Source organism: Flectobacillus rivi (genome assembly GCF_030056655.1).
Taxonomy (GTDB): Bacteria; Bacteroidota; Bacteroidia; order Cytophagales; family Spirosomataceae; genus Flectobacillus; species Flectobacillus rivi.
The window spans coordinates 179371-197577 of record NZ_JASHIE010000014.1; the positions used below are offsets into that span (position 1 = coordinate 179371).

Here is an 18207-nt window from a genome sequence, read left to right on the forward strand (position 1 = left end):
GTCTATCCTCTTCTTTGCTTTTGGGAGCCATTTTCACTATCTCAAAACTCACAAAGAAATGAATCTATTCAATGTTTATCCCCTATATGATATTGAGCCTGTAAAAGCAAAAGGCAGTTATTTATGGGATAAAAATGGTCAAGAATATCTTGATTTGTACGGAGGTCATGCCGTGATTTCTATTGGTCACTCGCATCCGTACTATGTTGAGAAGCTTACAACTCAATTGAATAATATCGGTTTTTACTCTAATTCAGTAAAAATTCCTATTCAAGAAGAATTAGCAACTAAATTAGGTGAACTATCAGGTTACGAAGATTATGCCTTATTCTTGTGTAACTCAGGTGCTGAAGCTAACGAGAATGCTTTAAAAACGGCATCATTTTTCAATGGTCGTAAAAAAGTAGTAGCATTTACCAAGGCATTTCACGGACGTACCGCTGGAGCTGTGGCTGTAACCGACAATAAGGCAATTGTTGCACCAGTCAATTATTCTGAGCATGTGACTTTCTTGCCATTTAACGACATTGAAGCTTTAGAGCAAGGTGTAACAGATGAAACTTGTGCTGTTATCGTTGAAGGTATTCAAGGAGTTGGTGGTATTCAGGTAGCATCAGAAGCATTCTTGAAAGCAGCACGAGCAATTTGCGATAAAACTGGTGCAGCATTGATTCTTGATTCTGTTCAATGTGGTTATGGTCGTTCGGGTAAATTTTTCTCGCATCAGTATGCAGATGTTCATCCAGACTTAATCACTACAGCAAAAGGAATGGGCAATGGATTTCCCATCGGTGGTGTGCTAATTTCACCAAAGTTTCAAGCAAAATTTGGAATGTTGGGTACAACCTTCGGTGGCAACCATTTGGCTTGCGCAGCAGCAGTTGCAGTTTTGGACGTGATGAAGCAAGAAAACTTGATTGAAAATGCGTCAAAGATGGGTGATTATTTAATGAGTAATCTCCAGCAAATTCAAGGGATCAAGGAGCTTAGAGGTAGAGGACTCATGATTGGTATTGAATTTGAGCAACCTGTAGATGAAATCAGGGATACGCTTTTATTTAAACACCACATATTCTGTGGCTATGCAGGAAAACACACTTTACGTTTATTACCAAGCTTAGCCTTGGGACAAACCGAGTGTGATAGATTTTTAGAAGCACTTCAAAGTGTTCTAAAATAGATATATGTAGATACTGGAAGTGAGTAGTGTAAAGCTACTTGCTTCCTGATTGAACAGGCTCTTCTTCGGAAATAATCTTATCGATAATATTCTTCCACATTTTCTCCTCTTTTTGTGATTTACTCACAGGTAATTCACGTCTTGAACTTTCTTCCCAAACGCGCTTGAGTCGTAGATACGTCAGATTATTAATTATATTTTCATTCCGCCAGAGTTCTATTTCTTGTTCTTCATCTTTGGAGGCTTGACCTTCAAAGTGTTTAACTAAAAGTATATATTTTACTCTCAACATGTGGTGCGGGATAGTCGAAGTCAGAAATAGCCAGAGAGAAAATTCTAACTTTTACAACTAACTATCTTAAGGAGTTTAATAAATAAGTTCTATAAAATAATGATACCTGCGCATAGATGGCGACTACACGATTCATTATAAAAGACTGAAAAACAGTTCGGAAGTAACAATATAAACTAAAATTAATTCATAATTATTTTATTATTCTTTAGTTAATCTGACATAAATCAGTATTAAACCTTAGATGTCCTATATTTGCTCTATCTATCAAACAAAACTTTGACAATCAAACGATTATACTTTGGGTATTATTCAAGTAAAACTAGGTATTTTTCTATTACTTCAGATATGAAAATTGAACAAAAAAAAGAAAAACTCATCTATCTTATTTAAGATGCCATAAAGCTATTTTGATATTACAAAGTATTATGATTATTTTGCGGTTCTTTTGTGCAGAATATTGTATCTCGTAATTGGTGAAGAACAACTGTCCCTTTTTACTACCAACCTACGAGTCTCGTTTCACCCATTAAAGCATAACGTTTTAAAGTACTAAATATGGCATTAATTACCAAAATCAGAGAAAAATCGGGAATTGCAGCGGCAGCCATTGCCGTGAGTTTAATTCTATTCCTATTAGGGAGCGACATTTTCCAAGGCAAGTCTCGCTTCTTTGGTGGGAATAGCGACGAGGTGGGAGAAATCGCTGGCGAGTCTATCTCCTCGAAAGATTTTCAAAACAAAGTAGAAGAAGCCTCTAAAGCTTACTCCGCTCAAACAGGTCGTGGACCAAGCGAGCAAGAATTAGCCATGATGCGTGAGCAAGTATGGAACCAATATATTTTGGATTTCGCTTACGGTAAAGAATATGAAGCACTTGGACTTTCTGTTTCTCCAGAAGAACTAGTTGATATGGTTCAAGGTAACAATATTCACCCTTCAGTTAGACAACAGTTTACAAACCCACAGACTGGTCAGTTTGATAAAAACTATGTTATTCAGTTTTTGAAAAACTTGAAGTCTATGCCAGCGGCACAACAACAAGCATGGGCTAACTTTGAGAAATCATTGGGTCAAGACCGTTTGAGATCTAAGTATGAAAGCTTATTGAGATTATCGACATACACAACTAATATCGAAGCTCAAAAAGACTATCAAGCTCAAACTGCTAAAGCTGATGTTCAATATTTGTATGTTCCTTTTTATTCTATTGCTGACTCTACTATAAAAGTAACAGACAGCCAATTGGAAGAATACTTAGCAAAACACAAAGACTTGTTTAAGGGCGAAAACACTCGTTCTATCCAATATGTAACGTTCCCTGTGATTCCATCAAAGCAAGATACAGCTTCTTTCTACAACGACATCAAGCGTTTGGCGAAGGATTTAGCAGTTGCTAAAAATGACTCTGCATTTGCTATGATGAACTCAGATGTTAAGACTCCATATTTGGTTTCATTGGCAGAAGTTCCAGCAGCAGTAAAAACACAATTAGGTTCAATGATTGCAGGTGGTATCTACGGTCCATTCAAAGAAAACAATGTTTACTCTATCTACAAATATGGTGGTATCCAGAAAGATTCTTTGTTTACATTACGTGCTAGTCATATCTTGATTCGTCCAGAAAACACAAGCGATTCGTCAAAAGCAGCAGCTCGTAAACGTGCAGAAGGTATCATGGCGCAAATCAAAGGTGGTGCAAACTTTGAAGCACTTGCTCGTTTGAATGGTATGGATGGAACTGCTCAACAAGGTGGTGACTTAGGTTTCTTTAAAAACAACGGTTCAATGGTAAAACCATTCGAGAAAGCTGTGTTTGGATTTAGTGGTGCAGGTTTGATTCCAGGTTTGATTGAAACTGACTTTGGTTTCCATATTGTAAAAGTAACTGAGCCAAAATCAAATACTCGTTACAAATTGGCCGCTATCAACCGTACTATCGCTCCTAGCCAAGCAACAATGGACGAAGTTTTACGTAAGGCTGATAACTTTGCTGCGGCAAACACAAGTGCTGAAGCATTTGATGCTGCTGTGAAGAAAGATAAAAATATCTTGATGCTTCGTGCTGAAAGAATGTTGGAAGGTTCTAGCAATGTAAATAACTTGACTAATGCTCGTGACATTGTTCGTTGGGCATTTAATGATGATACTAAAGTTGGAACTGTTTCGGATGTATTCCAAAATGACAACCAATATATCGTTGCTATTTTGACAAATAAAACGTCAAAAGACGAAGTAAAAGTTGCTGACTATCGTGACGAATTAACAGCACGTGTTAGAGCTGAATTGAAAGCAGAACAAATTATCAACAAATTGGGTGGTATTTCAGGAAGCTTGGAGCAAGTGGCACAAAAATATGGTGCAGGTGCTTTAGTTGAAACTGCTACTGATATTACTTTGGCACAAGGCGTATTGTCAAGTGCTGGTGCTGATCCAACTGCATTAGGTAAAGCATTCGGTTTGAAAGTTGGTCAAAAATCAAAGCCATTTAAAGGTGAACAAGGTGTATTTATCGTTCAAGCGGTTAAATCAACTCCTGCACCAGCAATCGCTGACTTGACTATGTATAAAAACTCTGCTCGTATGATGGCTGCTCAAAGAGCTTCTTTCTATATCAACGAGGCAATCAAAGAAAATGCTAAAGTTGTAGACAACAGAGCTAGATTCTATTAGGATTTTTCTTTTGAAAATATTCTGAAAAGCACCTCAAAAGAGGTGCTTTTCTTGTTTTATTAGTAGCTTTGCAAGAAAATCGCCTTGGCATCGTTAAGGAAAATATGAAAAACAAAATCATTCAATTTGCACTCGCATTAGGCTTTATTATTGGCCTCAACATACTAGCTAACTATTATTTCTTTCGTCTCGACCTTACTGAAGAGGGACGATACACGATTGCCCCTGCCACAAGAAATTTATTAGAAAATCTTGAAGGAGATATCAATATCAAAGTGTATCTCACGGGCAATGATATTCCTGCGGGATTTAAACGTTTGGAAAGTGCTGTAAAAGAAACGCTCGATGAATTCAAAATTTATGGAGGTACACATATCAACTATCGTTTTATTGACCTAAATGCTGAAATAAAGGATACTAAATTGCGCAACCAAAAAATTATGGAACTTGCCCAAAAAGGTATTCCTCCAACCAACGTTGTCAACTCTGAAGACGGGAAACGCACTCAAACATTACTTTTGCCAGGCGCTATTATTACTTATCAAGATAAAGAAATAGCAACACTTTTGTTGAAAGGAAATAAAATGTCTTCTCCACAAGAGATTCTTAATCAGTCTTATGAGGGAGTTGAATATCAATTAGCTTCTGCTATTAAAGCCTTGACTTTACAGGAAAAGAAAAAAATTGGCTTCTTTACTAACTACACATCCTTACCTGAGGTCAATCAATTGAGTATGATTGGTGCATTAAAAAAGTTCTATGCCCTCTATCCTGTCGACTTACGCAATTCTCCAACGTTGGATGGACTTGATGCAATATGTATCTTGAAGCCAGACCAAGCTTTTAACGAAGAGGATAAATACAAGATTGACCAATTTATTATGAAAGGAGGCAAAGCTGTTTTCTTCGTAGACGCAGTAAAAGTAGATTCAGCATCTCGTGAAGGTAATTTGTCAACTATTAATAATCTTAATCTCGACGATTTACTTTTCAAGTATGGGGTTCGCCTAAATCACAATCTGATTAAAGATGCGCAGATGTGTGCGGCTATCCCGATGGATATTGGCAATTTTGGAGATAAATCAAATATTCAATTGGTCCCTTGGCAATATTTCCCATTAATTAACACTTTTGGAAAATCACCTATCGTTAAAAACCTTGACGCAGTTTACACCAAGTATGTTGGTAGCCTAGATACTGTCCGTGCAGATGGTATCAACAAGACACCTTTACTAATGACTTCGCAGTACACTCAGTTATTGAATGCTCCAGCAATTTTGACTTATAATTTTGCTAGTAAAGATTTGGATGCGACTCAATACAAAGGAGGTGTACAAACCGTTGGTATGTTGTTGGAAGGCAAATTTGAGTCATTGTACAAAAATCGTATTCTACCAAGTGACCCACGTGCCAGCACATTCAAAGCTAATAGTGCTAGCACCAAAATTGTCGTATGCTCCGATGGAGATATTCCTGTAAATGATTTTGATCAAAAGAACAATGCTCCTCTTCCCTTAGGTTTTGATCGTTTTTCAGGAAATACCTTTGCCAATAGAGATTTTGTATTGAATACCTTCGACTATTTATTGGATGATAACGGTGTTATTTCGGCTCGAAATAAGGTAATTACACTTCGTCCGCTCGACAAGTCAGCTCTTCAAAATGAACGCCAGTATTGGCAAGTCGTTAACTTGGTTGTTCCAATGATCATCTTGGTTTTGGTTGGGCTTCTCCTTAACTATTCACGTAAGAGAAAATTTGCCTAATCCAAGTTTATTTCAAGGCTTATTCGTACTTTTGTAGCATAACTAAACATGTCTTTTGAGCTTGTAAATACACATTCTTTTGAATGTTTTTTACCTAAAGACTCCAAATAAATCAATCAGCACTAATGAAATTCGTCGTATCTTCATCAGTTCTATTAAAGCAACTCTCTACGGTAAATGGCGTTATCACAAATAACCCAATTGTACCAATTTTAGAGAACTTTTTATTCCAACTCGAACACAGTCAGCTAACTGTAACAGCTTCAGATTTGCAAACAGTGATGATTACTACTCTAGAAGTAGAATCTCAAGATACTGGTGCAATCGCTGTTCCTGCACGCTTGTTACTCGATACCTTGAGAGGCTTACCAGACCAGCCAATCACTTTCAAAGTAGATACTGAGACTTTTGGAACTGAAATTATTACCGAAAACGGTCGTTATAAACTTTCTGGCGAAAACCCTATTGACTTCCCTAAGGTTCCGCAAGTAAGCAAAAGCTTATCTGTAGAAATTGGAGCGGATATATTAGGTTCGGCTATTGCCAATACCATTTTTGCTGTTTCTAGCGACGACTTGCGTCCAGCTATGACAGGGGTATATGTTCAATTAAATTCGCAATACACCAATTTTGTAGCAACAGACGGTCACCGTTTGATTCGTTACCGTCGTAGCGATATTCAGTCAGAGCAAGAGTCAAGCATGATTATTCCTCGCAAGGCCTTGAACTTATTGAAATCATCATTGCCTTCTGATGACACCGTGGTAACAGCTGACTTTAGTTCATCGAACGCATTTTTCAGCTTCAATAATATCAAAATGATTTGTCGTTTAATCGACGAGCGTTTCCCTGATTACGAAAATGCAATTCCTCAAAATAATCCAAATGTATTGACAATCAACCGTCAAGAATTGTTGGGTTCTTTGAAACGTATTTCTATTTACTCAAATAAAACTACACATCAAATTCGTTTGAAATTAGGTCATAATGACTTAGTGATTTCGGCTGAAGATTTGGATTACTCAAATGAAGCAAACGAAAAGTTGATGTGCGATTATGAAGGAGAGCCAATGGAAATTGGTTTCAATGCAAAATTCTTAATCGAAATGTTGAACAACTTGAGTTCAAACATGATTTCTATTGAAATGTCAGCTCCTAATCGTGCAGGTCTTATTATCCCTGCCGAAACAAAGGAAAATGAAAATATCTTGATGCTAGTTATGCCAGTAATGTTGAATAGCTACGCATAGTTATTTAGTGAATTGTGAATGAGTGATTATTTTTAATTAAATCTCAATCACTTTACCTATTGTATAGTAGCATTATTCAATAATAAAGGACATATATTGACTGTCACTTAAAGGCGTTCGAAAACTAGTTTCGAACGCCTTTTTTGATACTATATTTCGAGTGACAACTCTTTAGAAGCAAGCATTGCGCCGCTCATATTAAAAACATTCACTCATTCATTCTCTCAATATTACACCTAGCTAAACTGATATTGCTTAAATGGAATCTTGGTCATACGGGTACCAGTCAAGCTAGCAACGGCATTGGCAATTGCTGGTGCTATAGGTCCCATAGGGGGCTCTCCTACCCCACGAGGTGTATCTCCTGATGAAAGTATTGAAACTTCAATATCTGGAATATCTCGTATTTGAGCCATTTGATACTGCAAGTATTGGTTAGGCATCACTTTGCCATTTTCGATATTCAGTTCTTCAAACATGCTTGCGCTCAATCCCATCGAAATAGCTCCTTCACACTGGGCTTTTACCCCATCAGGATTGATTACTAAGCCTGGGTCTATAGCACAATACACTTTAAGGACTTTAATTGCTCCGTTTTCAATTTTAACTTCAGCAACTTGCGCCACAGGAGTATTCACATCCGTTGCACAGGCGACACCCATCGCATGACCTTCTGGAAGTACTTTTTGACCAAAGCCACTGATTTTTTGTACTTCTTTTAAAACACCAATGAGTCGTTTACCACGTTCATCTTGCTTGATATGTGCAATTCTGAAACTAAAAGGATCTTGCTTTGCTTTTTTAGCTAATTCATCGATAAAAGATTCTATAGCAAAAGAATTTGCCATCAGTCCTAATCCACGCCACCAACTTGTAAAAAAGGGTAACTGACAACGCCAATATTTTACACTGTTATTCTGAATATTTTCGTAGTGAAACAACCCTCCTCGCCAAGCACCAAAATCGGCACCCAAAACAGTAGGCGCAAAGCTTGGCACTAAACTCGAACCAAATGCCACATCTCCACTTGCAATTTGGTGTTCAATGGCTTCAATTTTACCATTATTCAGCTTAGCACTCAGTTTATGATGAGTTGGTGGTCGTAAATACCCATTCTGAAACTCTTGTTCTCTTTCGAACAATACATGAACTGGCAAACCTATTTCTTGTGACAAAACTACAGCTTCATAAGCATGTGGAGTATAAAGCCTACGTCCAAAACCACCTCCCATAAAGGTTGGCTGAATGTCGATATCTTCTGCTCGAATACCTGTAGCTTCTGCAATTTCATTTCTGGTATTTTTGACAGACTGTGTGCTCATTTTGACCACTACCTTTCCATCTTTGTAATACGCAGCTACACCGTTAGGCTCCATTTGGGCATGCGCCCCCAAAGGCGTATGAAACTCTAACTCTATATTATCTTCACCTTCTTCAAGACCCGTCAAATCGCCATTTCCCTGTACTACAGTAAGGTCTCCTTTTCCAATTTGGACAATCTCATTTACTTCTTTTTGTTGAAGCAAGGGCGTAGGACTAGTCCACTCTATCTGGAGTTTTTCTTTTGCTATCAATGCTTCATATCTACTTTTTGCCACTACAGCCACAAAGTCAGGTTGCTCGACCACTTTGATTACTCCTAAAGATTTTGAGGCTTCTTGAGCATTTACGAGGCCCCTAACAGCGCCGAAATAGGGTGAGCGTACCACAACAGCGTATGCCATATCAGGAAAAGTGGCATCTATCCCAAAAATAGGCTCAGCTTTTACCTTTGCTTCCAAATCTACTCTTGGTAATGGTTTGCCTATTACCTGATACTTTTCAGGCTTTTTCAGTGTTGGCTCTGTAGCTGGCAAAGACCATTCTGAAGTTTGTGCAACAATTTGTGCATAAGACAACTTTTTACCTTGACCAATTACATGACCATTCTGAGCACTAAGACCAGAAAGTGGAATTTCTAATAAAGCAACTGCACGTTCTCGCAACATTTCACGCATCAAAGCGGCGAGCATCGACAATTGAGAAAAGGTACTCGAAATAGAATCGCTACCTCCTGTTGTATTGGGATCTATAGGTCCATGTGAAGTTGCGCTATGCACTACCTTAATTTGGTTTACCGAAATCTCCAATTCTTCTGCCACAATCTGTGCTAAAGCCGAAAACACCCCCTGCCCCATCTCGATTTTAGGAGAATGAAATAGAATGGTATTATCCTTTTGTACTTCAAACCAATATTGTGGCTCGGTATCGGTACTAAATTGTACTAAAGCACCCTTATCTGCTTGTTCGACAAAAAAACCTCTAATTGCTTTTTTTCCTACCCAACCCAAACCTAAAGCTAGTCCTAGACCAGCTCCAGTTTTTATCAAAAAATTTCTTCTCGTTGCTTTCCACATGGTCTTTAGGCTTTTTGATTTAATTGAGCAGCTTTATGAATCGCCTTTCGCATTCGATAATATGTACCACAACGACAGATATTGGTTATATTATCGTCAATATCAGCATCTGTTGGATTAGGAATTCTTTGTAGTAAATCTGCCGTAGCCATCATAAATCCAGGTTGGCAATAGCCACATTGGGGCACGCCTTCTTCTATCCATGCTTGTTGTACAGCATGTAATTGCCCTTGTCCAAGCCCTTCGATCGTTACCACTTTTTTATTTTGAACTTGTGAAACTGGTATTGAGCACGAGCGAATAGCATTGCCATCAAGGTGAACGGTGCAAGCGCCACACAAGCCTTTTCCGCACCCAAATTTAGTTCCTTTTAGTTGAAGTGTATCTCGAAGTACCCAAAGCAATGGCATATCCTCTGGAACGTCCACGCTCTGGCTTTTACCATTTAAATCAAATTTCAGAAGCATCGTAAGTTTGTTGATTTATAATAAAACAGCTTAGCAAGTGACCAAATTTAAGTTCATTTTGACTAAGTTTATCGGTCAGTAATAAGTCTACAAGATAAACAATTTCAGTGCTCGGAAGTTTGGCAACCCCATGTTTTGTACAAATTTTTGTCAAGAATATTCAAATAAGGTTCGTTTGTAGCTTTTTTTAGGTACTTGAGATAAAATTCTTGCATCAGAAACTAAAAAGGTCGATTTTCACGTTAAATTAACAAACGCTTTAAATTTCATTACGATGCTCAAATCAAGATTTTTCGCGATTGTACTTACTTTATTTACAATCCACTCTTTTGCCGAAAATAACCCTACTTCTAAATCAAAGTCTGAAGGAACTACTGGTATTCAATTTTTCAGCGGTACTTTTAAACAGGCTTTAGCTAAAGCAAAACAAGAAAAAAAATTAGTACTTGTTGACTGTTACACTACTTGGTGTGGTCCTTGTAAATATTTGAAAACAAAAGTTTTTACAGATAAAGCTCTTGGAGACTTTATGAATAGCAAATTCATCAGTGTAGCTGTTGACTATGAAAGTGCGGAAGGTGAAGCTGTTGCGCAAATGTATCCAGTAGAAGGTTATCCAACATTATTCTTCATGGATAGCAATGGAAAAGTAAAGAAAACATTACTTGGTGTGCCACAAGGAGGAGCTAAAGAAATCCTTCAGACAGCTCAAAAAGTAAAATAATATTATCCAATAACAATTGTCAAAAGTCAGCCTCTCATAAAGCGCTGGCTTTTGTTTTTTAGGAACCATCTTTAGGTATTTATACAACAAAAAAGCGAATAGAGTATTCTATTCGCTTTTTTGTTGAGATTGAAGCTGTTTAAACGTTCACTTAGCAGGTGAATAAATCCACCTGCTAAGTGAAATTATTGGTCAAGAACAAGTCATATTGTTGACTTTAACTCAAGCATTCTATCTCTTGTTTAAACAGCTTCGTTGAAAAGTTTCAAGTCGTAATTGACCAATCTACCTTATTTTCGACTTATTTCTCATCTTCATCCTCCAACAAACCTTCTTTTTTAGCTTGCACTTTGTAATCATGCAACTGTACAGGTTTTGCTTTTTGAGTCTTCATATTCAAGAATTCTACTAACAATGAGAAGGCAATTGCAAAATATAAATATCCTTTCGGTACTGTACCAATTTCCGAAGCAAAGATTGACACGTGAGAGCCGTGAGCACTTTCTGCAATCAACATAAAGCCAATCATAATCAAAAAGGCTAACCCTAGCATTTGAATTGATGGGTGGTCATTAACAAATTTACCCACAGGACCAGAGAAGCCCATCATAATCAAAATTGACAATACAACCGATAAAATCATTACTGGTAAGTTATGCGTCAAACCTATGGCTGTCAAAATCGAGTCGATAGAGAAAACGATATTAATCAGAGCGATTTGTAAAACTACGGCTGTCAACTTATCAGCAGCACTTCCTTTTGGACGATCTACGTGGTCTTCGTTCGGGTCTCCTTCTAATTTGTGGTGAATCTCAGAAGTAGCTTTGTAAAGCAAGAACAAACCACCTACAAATAAAATCAAACTTTGTCCAGAAATACCTGCTTTAAACCAACCCCAATCGATGTGAACAAAAGGTTCTTGTAAAGAAATGATAATCGACAAACCAAATAGCAATACTACACGGAAAATCATGGCTAATAACAAACCGATATTACGAGCTTTGGGTTGATCTTTTACCGCTAATTTGTTTGCAGCAATCGAAATAAAGATAATGTTGTCGATACCGAGTACAATTTCAAGAAATGTAAGTGTAATTAAACTGATGATAGCATCTGGACTTAATAGTTGTTGTATCATTTTTAAAAAGTTGGTTTAAGAAATTATTATTTAAAATTCTCCTCGAACAAAACAAGGAGTGATTGTCTGTTCTTGTTGTTACAAATCTATTAGGTTTTGTGAATTAAAAAAATCTTCTTTTCTATAGAAGGAAAGTTTTGCTTACAAGCCATTATTTTTATCGGTTTATTGGTAAAAATCGTTTATTAAATGGTTTCAGACGTTTTTTTTGAAAATATTTTATTTTTCGTTCTACCTTTTAGAGGTAAAAAAAGAGGATTAAATACAATTTTTCTCCAAAAATTACGAATTTCAGAAAAGTCGAGTAGTTTTTTTGAAAAAAATGTAAAATTTTTTCATCATTTAACTCTCTGATAACAAAAACGTTACTAAAAACTTTCAAAAAAATGTGATTTTTTTTCGCAAAAGGACTTGCATAATACATTTCAACAGCGTAATTTTGCACCACGTTAAACGCAACGACAACGACACAAAATAAAATGGTTTCATAGCTCAGCTGGTTCAGAGCACCTGCCTTACAAGCAGGGGGTCCTAGGTTCGAATCCTAGTGGGACCACCACTTTATTTTCATTTTAGGTTTCATAGCTCAGCTGGTTCAGAGCACCTGCCTTACAAGCAGGGGGTCCTAGGTTCGAATCCTAGTGGGACCACAAAAAAGCCCTCTTACGAAAGTTTGAGGGCTTTTTTATTTTTGTACAAATCAAAGAGCAAAGACCTTTTGCCTTTGCTCCTAGTGATTGCATTCATTTCTCACTTACTTTGATTCACCTTTCAAATTCCAAATCTTTAATTTTCTTACGTTAGATTTACCATTTTCCGTAAAAATCGAAAGTACTTTCCCTTTTTCGGATGGAAAAATTAAATCCGTTATTGTAGTTAGCCCATCATTAGCAAATACTTCGACAGACATTCTGTCTACTAAAATTTGCAAATTTAACACTCCATCTTTCAATTCATAATTGGCCTGTTCAACACTCGGAAACTGAGGGTGATGTTTTACCGAAGATTTAAGTCTATCCAAAATCAAGCTCTTCTTTTTAACATCATAATATACTTTTGTTTCAAGCTTGTTCTTTTTACTATCCAAAGAGTCTACTTCTTGTGCAATTTTAAAACCTACTTTACTAGCAGATTTTACTTCTATTTCAGCCTCAATCAAATAAGCATTATCCGCAAATAAGGTTCCTCCACTCAATTCTATTGAATTTTTAATCTTGAAATTTTCTTTTTCGAAGGAATACTGCTTCTCCAAAAACTTCGAAGAAATCACAGGTGCTTGAACCAGTCTCAATCCACCAGAGGTATTTCTCAAAGACAACTTTCTAGGAATCGTCATTTGTCCTCGCCAAGGGAATGTGGGGTTATCACCTGTATAATTTAGGTTAGTCATCCATGCTACCAAAGTTGCTTGTTCTTTGGGTAATCCGTTGTAGGGAATACCTGCATACACATCTTTCCCGTAGTCAACATACATAGCTTGTTGGGGAGCATTGAGGTTGGTGAAAGTCTTCCCATCAAAATCTCCTACAAAATATTGCATTCCTGTGTATCCTTCCGTCGAACCATTTGAAGATAACATTAGAACCCATTTAGAGGTATTTGAGCCTTCTACGGGCAATTCTACAAGCGAAGGACATTCCCAAGGCTTACGTGTATCCCCTTGATTAGCAAATTCGCTTAATAATGACCAATCTTTAAGATTTTTCGAGCCATAAAATAGCACTTTGTATTCGAGCGGTAAAACCACCGTCATAACCCATTGTGAAGAACCAGCGTGCCAAAATACATTGGGGTCACGAAAGTCCTTCTTCCCTAAATCAACTACGGGATTCTTGGCATACTTAGTAAAAGACATTCCACCATCATTGGAGTATGCAATGTACTGTGATTGTTTTTTACCATCAATATGAGCCGTATAAATCGCCACTAGACTACCTTCAGGAGAAGTTGCAAATCCAGAGGTGTTGCGCTCATCATGTACAAGACTACCCGAAAATATCATGGTTGTATCTTCTGGAATAGCTACAGGATGTTCGGTCCAATGCAACAAATCAGAGCTTGTGGCATGCCCCCAACTCATGTGTCCCCATTGGTTCCCAAAAGGATTGTGCTGGAAATAGAGATGATATTGCCCTTTATAAAATAGTAATCCATTAGGGTCATTCATCCAATTTTTTTGAGGGGTAAAATGGATAACTGGTCGTAGATGATTGGTTTCTTGTTCTTTTTTTTGGCCAAAACTTACCAGCGGTAAACTGCCAATAGAACACAGCAATACATTTTTCAGAAAGTTTTTCATAGATAAACTCGGGTGGGGTAAATTGTAGATATTATAGAAAATTGTAAAATAACAAATTAGACAAGAGGTATTCTTATCAGTCCAATTGCTTTAAAACAAAGGTAAAATAGGTAATTATTTACTGACTATTGGATAGAGACTTTTGTAATTATTTTTATGATTTCCATTTTCAATATATTCTGTTGAAATAGGTCAGCTTAGTCTATATAAAAATTTTCCCCAAGCCAGACAAAAATGTCAACGCTTGGGGAAAATTTTATTTAAGCTATACCTCTAGTGCCGACTCTATTTGCATATTTGTTCCGTTCCAAACAGCATAGTGATAGCTCGTTTCGGCAGAATCGTAACACCATTCACCAAGGTTGATATATTTGGCACCCGTTTCGCCAACCGCTAAATCAAGCAGTAAGTGGCGATGTCCAAAAATATAGTAGTCAAAATGTTGGGTTTGTTCCACTTCAAGCGCATGATTTAGCAACCACTCGTCTTTTCCTTTAAAAACCAACTCTCTATTGATACGTTCGGGGTCCTTGCGACTACCCGACCACCAGTGAGCTAAAGAGATACCTACATGAGGATGTAACCAACTAAATGCCCATTGACAAACCTTATTTTCGAATACACGTTTTAATACCTTATATCCATTGTCACCAGGACCTAAACCATCGCCATGAGCGATATAAAGCTTCATAGGATTTGTTTGTCCAGAAGCTTGAATGCTATATTGCTGTGGGTCGCGGTATACCTTAATACCCATTTCTTTCGTAAAATAATCGAATATCCAAATATCATGATTACCTGTGAAAAGGATTAGTTCGATACCTTTATCTGACAATTCAGCTAATTTCCCCTGCAAACGAATGAAGCCTTTGGGAATAGCATTTTTGTATTCAAACCAAAAGTCAAAAATATCTCCCACTAAAAAAATAACTTGTGCATCAGCACTGATTTGATCAAGCCAGCGAACTATTTTTTTCTCACGAGCAAGGCTTTCTTCTGGTGTAGGATAACCAAGGTGAAAATCTGAAGCGAAATATATTTTTTTATTAGATTGAAGTTGAATAGAAATCATGCCTACAAATATCAAATACGAAGTTTTGTTTATGCGAAGATAAAGAAAGTAATTGTAACAAAAGATGATTTAAGTGGAAAGCCATTAAATAGAAAAAGCCCTTCACCGATGGCGAAGGGCTTTTTCTAAAACATATCTTAAGCAAGTGTATCTTCTGTATCAGTAGAATCAACACTTGTTGTTTCTGAAGCTGAAGGTTGCTCTTGTTCAGCTTCTTGTTCTTTCTGGCGCTCTAAAGCTTTCTCTTTTTCCTCCTCACCTTTAATAAACTCTTGGTAAGTTGTCAATTGTTCGAAAGGACGAGGACCTACTAATCTTTCAAGATCACTTTGGAAAAGAACTTCTTTTTTCAATAATTCTTGTGCCAAAATTTCTAACTTCTCACGCTTATCGCTCAACAAGTCAACCGTACGTTGGTAAGCTGTCTGAATAATCTGGCGAACTTCTACGTCAATTTCACGAGCAGTTGTTTCAGAGTAAGGCTTATTGAAATTATATTCTGAACCTTTTGAATCGTAGTAAGAGATATTACCTAATTTGTCGTTCATACCATAGATAGTCACCATGCTATACGCTAACTTGGTAATACGCTCAAGGTCATTCTGTGCACCTGTTGAGATTTTTCCGAAGATAATATCCTCAGCGGCACGACCACCCAAAGTAACGCACATTTCGTCGATTAACTGCTCGGTACGATACAAGAATTGCTCTTTTGGCAAATATTGTGCATAACCCAATGCAGCAATACCACGAGGTACAATAGTTACTTTTACTAATGGATTGGCATGTTCCAAGAACCAGCCCGCAATCGCGTGACCAGCTTCATGGTAAGCAACGATTTTCTTTTCTTCAGGAGAAATCAATTTATTCTTTTTCTCCAAACCACCAATCACGCGGTCCATTGCTTCTTGAAAATCCTTCATATCTACCGCGGTCTTGTTACGACGAGCAGCGATAAGGGCAGCCTCATTACAAACGTTAGCGATTTCGGCACCTGCAAAACCAGGGGTTTGTGCTGAAAGCTCTTTAGGATCTACATCAGCAGCTAATTTCAAAGGCTTTAGGTGTACTTTGAAGATAGCTTCACGACCTACGATGTCTGGCTTATCAACCGAAATTTGACGGTCAAAACGACCTGGACGTAACAAAGCTGAATCTAGTACATCTGGACGGTTTGTTGCCGCCATGATGATAATACCTGAGTCAGTTGCAAAACCATCCATTTCAACCAACAAAGAGTTCAAGGTATTTTCACGCTCGTCATTAGCTCCTGGCATTGCACCACGTCCACGAGAGCGACCTACAGCATCAATTTCATCAATAAAGATGATACAAGGTGCTTTTTCTTTTGCTTGCTTAAACAAGTCACGTACACGAGCTGCACCTACACCCACAAACATTTCGACAAAGTCAGAACCCGAAAGTGAGAAGAATGGAACGCCTGCTTCGCCAGCTACTGCTTTTGCAAGTAAGGTTTTACCTGTTCCTGGAGGGCCTACGAGCAATGCACCTTTAGGAATTTTACCTCCTAGGTCAGTGAATTTCTTAGGATTTTTCAAGAACTCTACAATTTCCTGAATTTCTTCTTTTGCTTCGTCCAAACCTGCCACATCGTTGAAAGTGATTTTCACTTTAGCCTCACCATCAAAAAGCGTTGCACGTGAACGCCCGATATTAAAGATTTGTCCACCAGGTCCACCTGCTCCACCCATACGGAAGAACATAAAGTAAATTCCGACAAACATCAAGATTAGTAATCCTGGTCCCATCAAGAATTCAAAGATTCCTGTTCTTTCTTCAGAAGTAGCGTGAATACGTTGCTCGCGAGGAATATCTTTTTGTAAATCGTTGAGCTCAGTTTCGAATGAGAAAGCGGAGTTGATAGGTAATTCAAAATGAGGACCTGAATTTTGACTCATTACTCCATTTCCTTGCTGGTCACCTAACTCAGATTTATATTTTGGTAAAGCCTCTTTTTTAAGCGTAATCTCTGCGATGTCTTTATTTTTGATAATGGTCAATTTTGCAATTTCTTTATGCAATACCATTTGTTCAAATTGTAGCGGCTCGATGGTTTTTAACACACGCGTTTTACTTAGGAAGTAAATACTCACCAAAGCAATAATTAAAGCTACTACTAACCAACCCTGAAATCCGCCGCTTGGAACGTTGGGACGACGAGAATTTTTTGGGAAGTCTGATTGTCTGTTATCTCCGCTATTATTTTCTGCCATTGTTTTTTTAATTACACTTTAAATTCATAATTCTGGTTTAGGATAATGACCCAAAAGATGTAGCCCTGATTTTACAAGGTTAGGCAATAGTCATAATCCTGAAATTTTACCACTCTACACATATCAACGTCTAGTTGAAGCAGATTGTTTCTTAAGCTGATGAATCGTGAGAAGTGGTAAAATACATTTATGAGAGGTTACAACTGCTGATTAAGCGGCTTCGTCGTCGATATAGGTAAACTGAGCGTCTCCCCAAAGTTCTTCAAGTTTATAAAACTCTCTTTTGTCTTTCTTGAATACGTGAACAATTACATCGTAATAATCCAATAAAATCCATTCACGATTTGACTTTCCTTCGATACTTTTAGGGTTTGTACGAGTAGCTTCCCATACTTCTTTATCAACTGAATCGGCTATAGCATCAATTTGAGTATCTGACGTACCTGCACACACTACAAAAAAATCAGCAAAGGCATTTTTTACTCCTCTCAAATCCATCACTACGATGTCTAATGCTTTCTTTTCTTGCATTCCTTTTACTACTAAATTGCAAAGTTCTTCTGAACTTGTTTCTTTTTCTGCTGTGATATCTACCATGCTAAATTCTTTATGTGTTATTCTCTTGTGGAGTAGGGCTAGTATATTTGTACAAATAATTCTGAAATATGGCTATGGATGCCCTTTTTTTCTTGTATTTAGAAACCTAAAATTACGAA

General features: G+C 37.4%; 13 protein-coding genes and 2 tRNA genes. 7 read left to right on the top strand and 8 right to left on the bottom strand.

Translation table 11 applies throughout. The annotated features are described in order from the left end of the window. The first annotated feature begins 58 nt into the window (after nucleotides 1-58). On the top strand, nucleotides 59-1180 hold the full coding sequence (locus QM481_RS19300; protein WP_283382963.1) for an aspartate aminotransferase family protein: 1122 nt from the start codon (nucleotides 59-61) through the stop codon (nucleotides 1178-1180). Between the two features lie 34 nt (nucleotides 1181-1214). On the opposite strand, the gene QM481_RS19305 is transcribed toward QM481_RS19300, so the two are convergent. Continuing rightward, nucleotides 1215-1472, bottom strand: a complete 258-nt coding sequence (locus QM481_RS19305) for a hypothetical protein (protein WP_283382964.1) — start codon at nucleotides 1470-1472, stop codon at nucleotides 1215-1217. 558 nt (nucleotides 1473-2030) lie between these two features. Here QM481_RS19305 and QM481_RS19310 point away from each other — a divergent pair. The 3 genes from QM481_RS19310 to dnaN all read left to right on the top strand — a co-directional run bounded on the left by QM481_RS19310 (nucleotide 2031) and on the right by dnaN (nucleotide 7161). Next, a complete protein-coding gene (locus QM481_RS19310) occupies nucleotides 2031-4145 on the top strand; it encodes a peptidylprolyl isomerase (RefSeq protein WP_283382965.1) in 2115 nt (704 codons plus the stop codon). Nucleotides 4146-4249: 104 nt separating this feature from the next. Beyond that, a complete protein-coding gene (gldG, locus tag QM481_RS19315) occupies nucleotides 4250-5911 on the top strand; it encodes a gliding motility-associated ABC transporter substrate-binding protein GldG (protein ID WP_283382966.1) in 1662 nt (553 codons plus the stop codon). A 125-nt stretch (nucleotides 5912-6036) separates the two neighbouring features. After that, the gene (gene dnaN / locus QM481_RS19320) at nucleotides 6037-7161 is read left to right on the top strand and encodes a DNA polymerase III subunit beta (RefSeq protein ID WP_166550436.1); all 1125 of its coding nucleotides are present in this window, start codon (nucleotides 6037-6039) and stop codon (nucleotides 7159-7161) included. 236 nt (nucleotides 7162-7397) lie between these two features. Here dnaN and QM481_RS19325 read toward each other — a convergent pair whose 3' ends face one another. Both QM481_RS19325 and QM481_RS19330 read right to left on the bottom strand, forming a co-directional pair. After that, complete coding sequence (locus QM481_RS19325; RefSeq protein ID WP_283382967.1) at nucleotides 7398-9557, bottom strand: xanthine dehydrogenase family protein molybdopterin-binding subunit; 2160 nt, start codon at nucleotides 9555-9557, stop codon at nucleotides 7398-7400. Between the two features lie 5 nt (nucleotides 9558-9562). Continuing rightward, nucleotides 9563-10024: a (2Fe-2S)-binding protein gene (locus tag QM481_RS19330; protein WP_166550568.1), complete on the bottom strand. Its 462-nt coding sequence runs from the start codon at nucleotides 10022-10024 to the stop codon at nucleotides 9563-9565. A gap of 274 nt (nucleotides 10025-10298) precedes the next feature. Between QM481_RS19330 and QM481_RS19335 the strand changes: the two genes are divergently transcribed. Then, a complete protein-coding gene (locus tag QM481_RS19335) occupies nucleotides 10299-10748 on the top strand; it encodes a thioredoxin family protein (RefSeq protein ID WP_095162007.1) in 450 nt (149 codons plus the stop codon). A 301-nt stretch (nucleotides 10749-11049) separates the two neighbouring features. Here the strand turns inward: QM481_RS19335 and QM481_RS19340 are convergent, their stop codons facing one another. After that, nucleotides 11050-11883, bottom strand: coding sequence for a TerC family protein (locus QM481_RS19340; RefSeq protein ID WP_374760920.1), 834 nt, complete (start codon nucleotides 11881-11883; stop codon nucleotides 11050-11052). Nucleotides 11884-12367: 484 nt separating this feature from the next. Between QM481_RS19340 and QM481_RS19345 the strand changes: the two genes are divergently transcribed. Next, nucleotides 12368-12445: transfer RNA gene (locus tag QM481_RS19345), tRNA-Val, on the top strand. A 16-nt stretch (nucleotides 12446-12461) separates the two neighbouring features. After that, nucleotides 12462-12536 (top strand) — tRNA-Val (locus QM481_RS19350). A gap of 104 nt (nucleotides 12537-12640) precedes the next feature. On the opposite strand, the gene QM481_RS19355 is transcribed toward QM481_RS19350, so the two are convergent. The 4 genes from QM481_RS19355 to rsfS form a co-directional block, all read right to left on the bottom strand. Then, nucleotides 12641-14185 (bottom strand): glycoside hydrolase family 32 protein, encoded by a 1545-nt coding sequence (locus QM481_RS19355; protein WP_283382968.1) that lies wholly within the window; start codon nucleotides 14183-14185, stop codon nucleotides 12641-12643. A gap of 265 nt (nucleotides 14186-14450) precedes the next feature. Continuing rightward, nucleotides 14451-15257: a UDP-2,3-diacylglucosamine diphosphatase gene (locus QM481_RS19360; RefSeq protein WP_283382969.1), complete on the bottom strand. Its 807-nt coding sequence runs from the start codon at nucleotides 15255-15257 to the stop codon at nucleotides 14451-14453. A 137-nt stretch (nucleotides 15258-15394) separates the two neighbouring features. Beyond that, nucleotides 15395-17491: an ATP-dependent zinc metalloprotease FtsH gene (ftsH, locus tag QM481_RS19365; RefSeq protein ID WP_166550431.1), complete on the bottom strand. Its 2097-nt coding sequence runs from the start codon at nucleotides 17489-17491 to the stop codon at nucleotides 15395-15397. A gap of 210 nt (nucleotides 17492-17701) precedes the next feature. Beyond that, nucleotides 17702-18088, bottom strand: a complete 387-nt coding sequence (gene rsfS / locus QM481_RS19370) for a ribosome silencing factor (RefSeq protein ID WP_095167965.1) — start codon at nucleotides 18086-18088, stop codon at nucleotides 17702-17704. Between the last annotated feature and the right edge of the window lie 119 nt (nucleotides 18089-18207).

Coding starts and splice junctions, on each gene's coding strand:
- QM481_RS19300 (WP_283382963.1), top strand. CDS start 59: ATGAATCTATTCAATGTTTATCCCCTATATGATATTGAGCCTGTAAAA.
- QM481_RS19305 (WP_283382964.1), bottom strand. CDS start 1,472: ATGTTGAGAGTAAAATATATACTTTTAGTTAAACACTTTGAAGGTCAA.
- QM481_RS19310 (WP_283382965.1), top strand. CDS start 2,031: ATGGCATTAATTACCAAAATCAGAGAAAAATCGGGAATTGCAGCGGCA.
- gldG (WP_283382966.1), top strand. CDS start 4,250: ATGAAAAACAAAATCATTCAATTTGCACTCGCATTAGGCTTTATTATT.
- dnaN (WP_166550436.1), top strand. CDS start 6,037: ATGAAATTCGTCGTATCTTCATCAGTTCTATTAAAGCAACTCTCTACG.
- QM481_RS19325 (WP_283382967.1), bottom strand. CDS start 9,557: ATGTGGAAAGCAACGAGAAGAAATTTTTTGATAAAAACTGGAGCTGGT.
- QM481_RS19330 (WP_166550568.1), bottom strand. CDS start 10,024: ATGCTTCTGAAATTTGATTTAAATGGTAAAAGCCAGAGCGTGGACGTT.
- QM481_RS19335 (WP_095162007.1), top strand. CDS start 10,299: ATGCTCAAATCAAGATTTTTCGCGATTGTACTTACTTTATTTACAATC.
- QM481_RS19355 (WP_283382968.1), bottom strand. CDS start 14,185: ATGAAAAACTTTCTGAAAAATGTATTGCTGTGTTCTATTGGCAGTTTA.
- QM481_RS19360 (WP_283382969.1), bottom strand. CDS start 15,257: ATGATTTCTATTCAACTTCAATCTAATAAAAAAATATATTTCGCTTCA.
- ftsH (WP_166550431.1), bottom strand. CDS start 17,491: ATGGCAGAAAATAATAGCGGAGATAACAGACAATCAGACTTCCCAAAA.
- rsfS (WP_095167965.1), bottom strand. CDS start 18,088: ATGGTAGATATCACAGCAGAAAAAGAAACAAGTTCAGAAGAACTTTGC.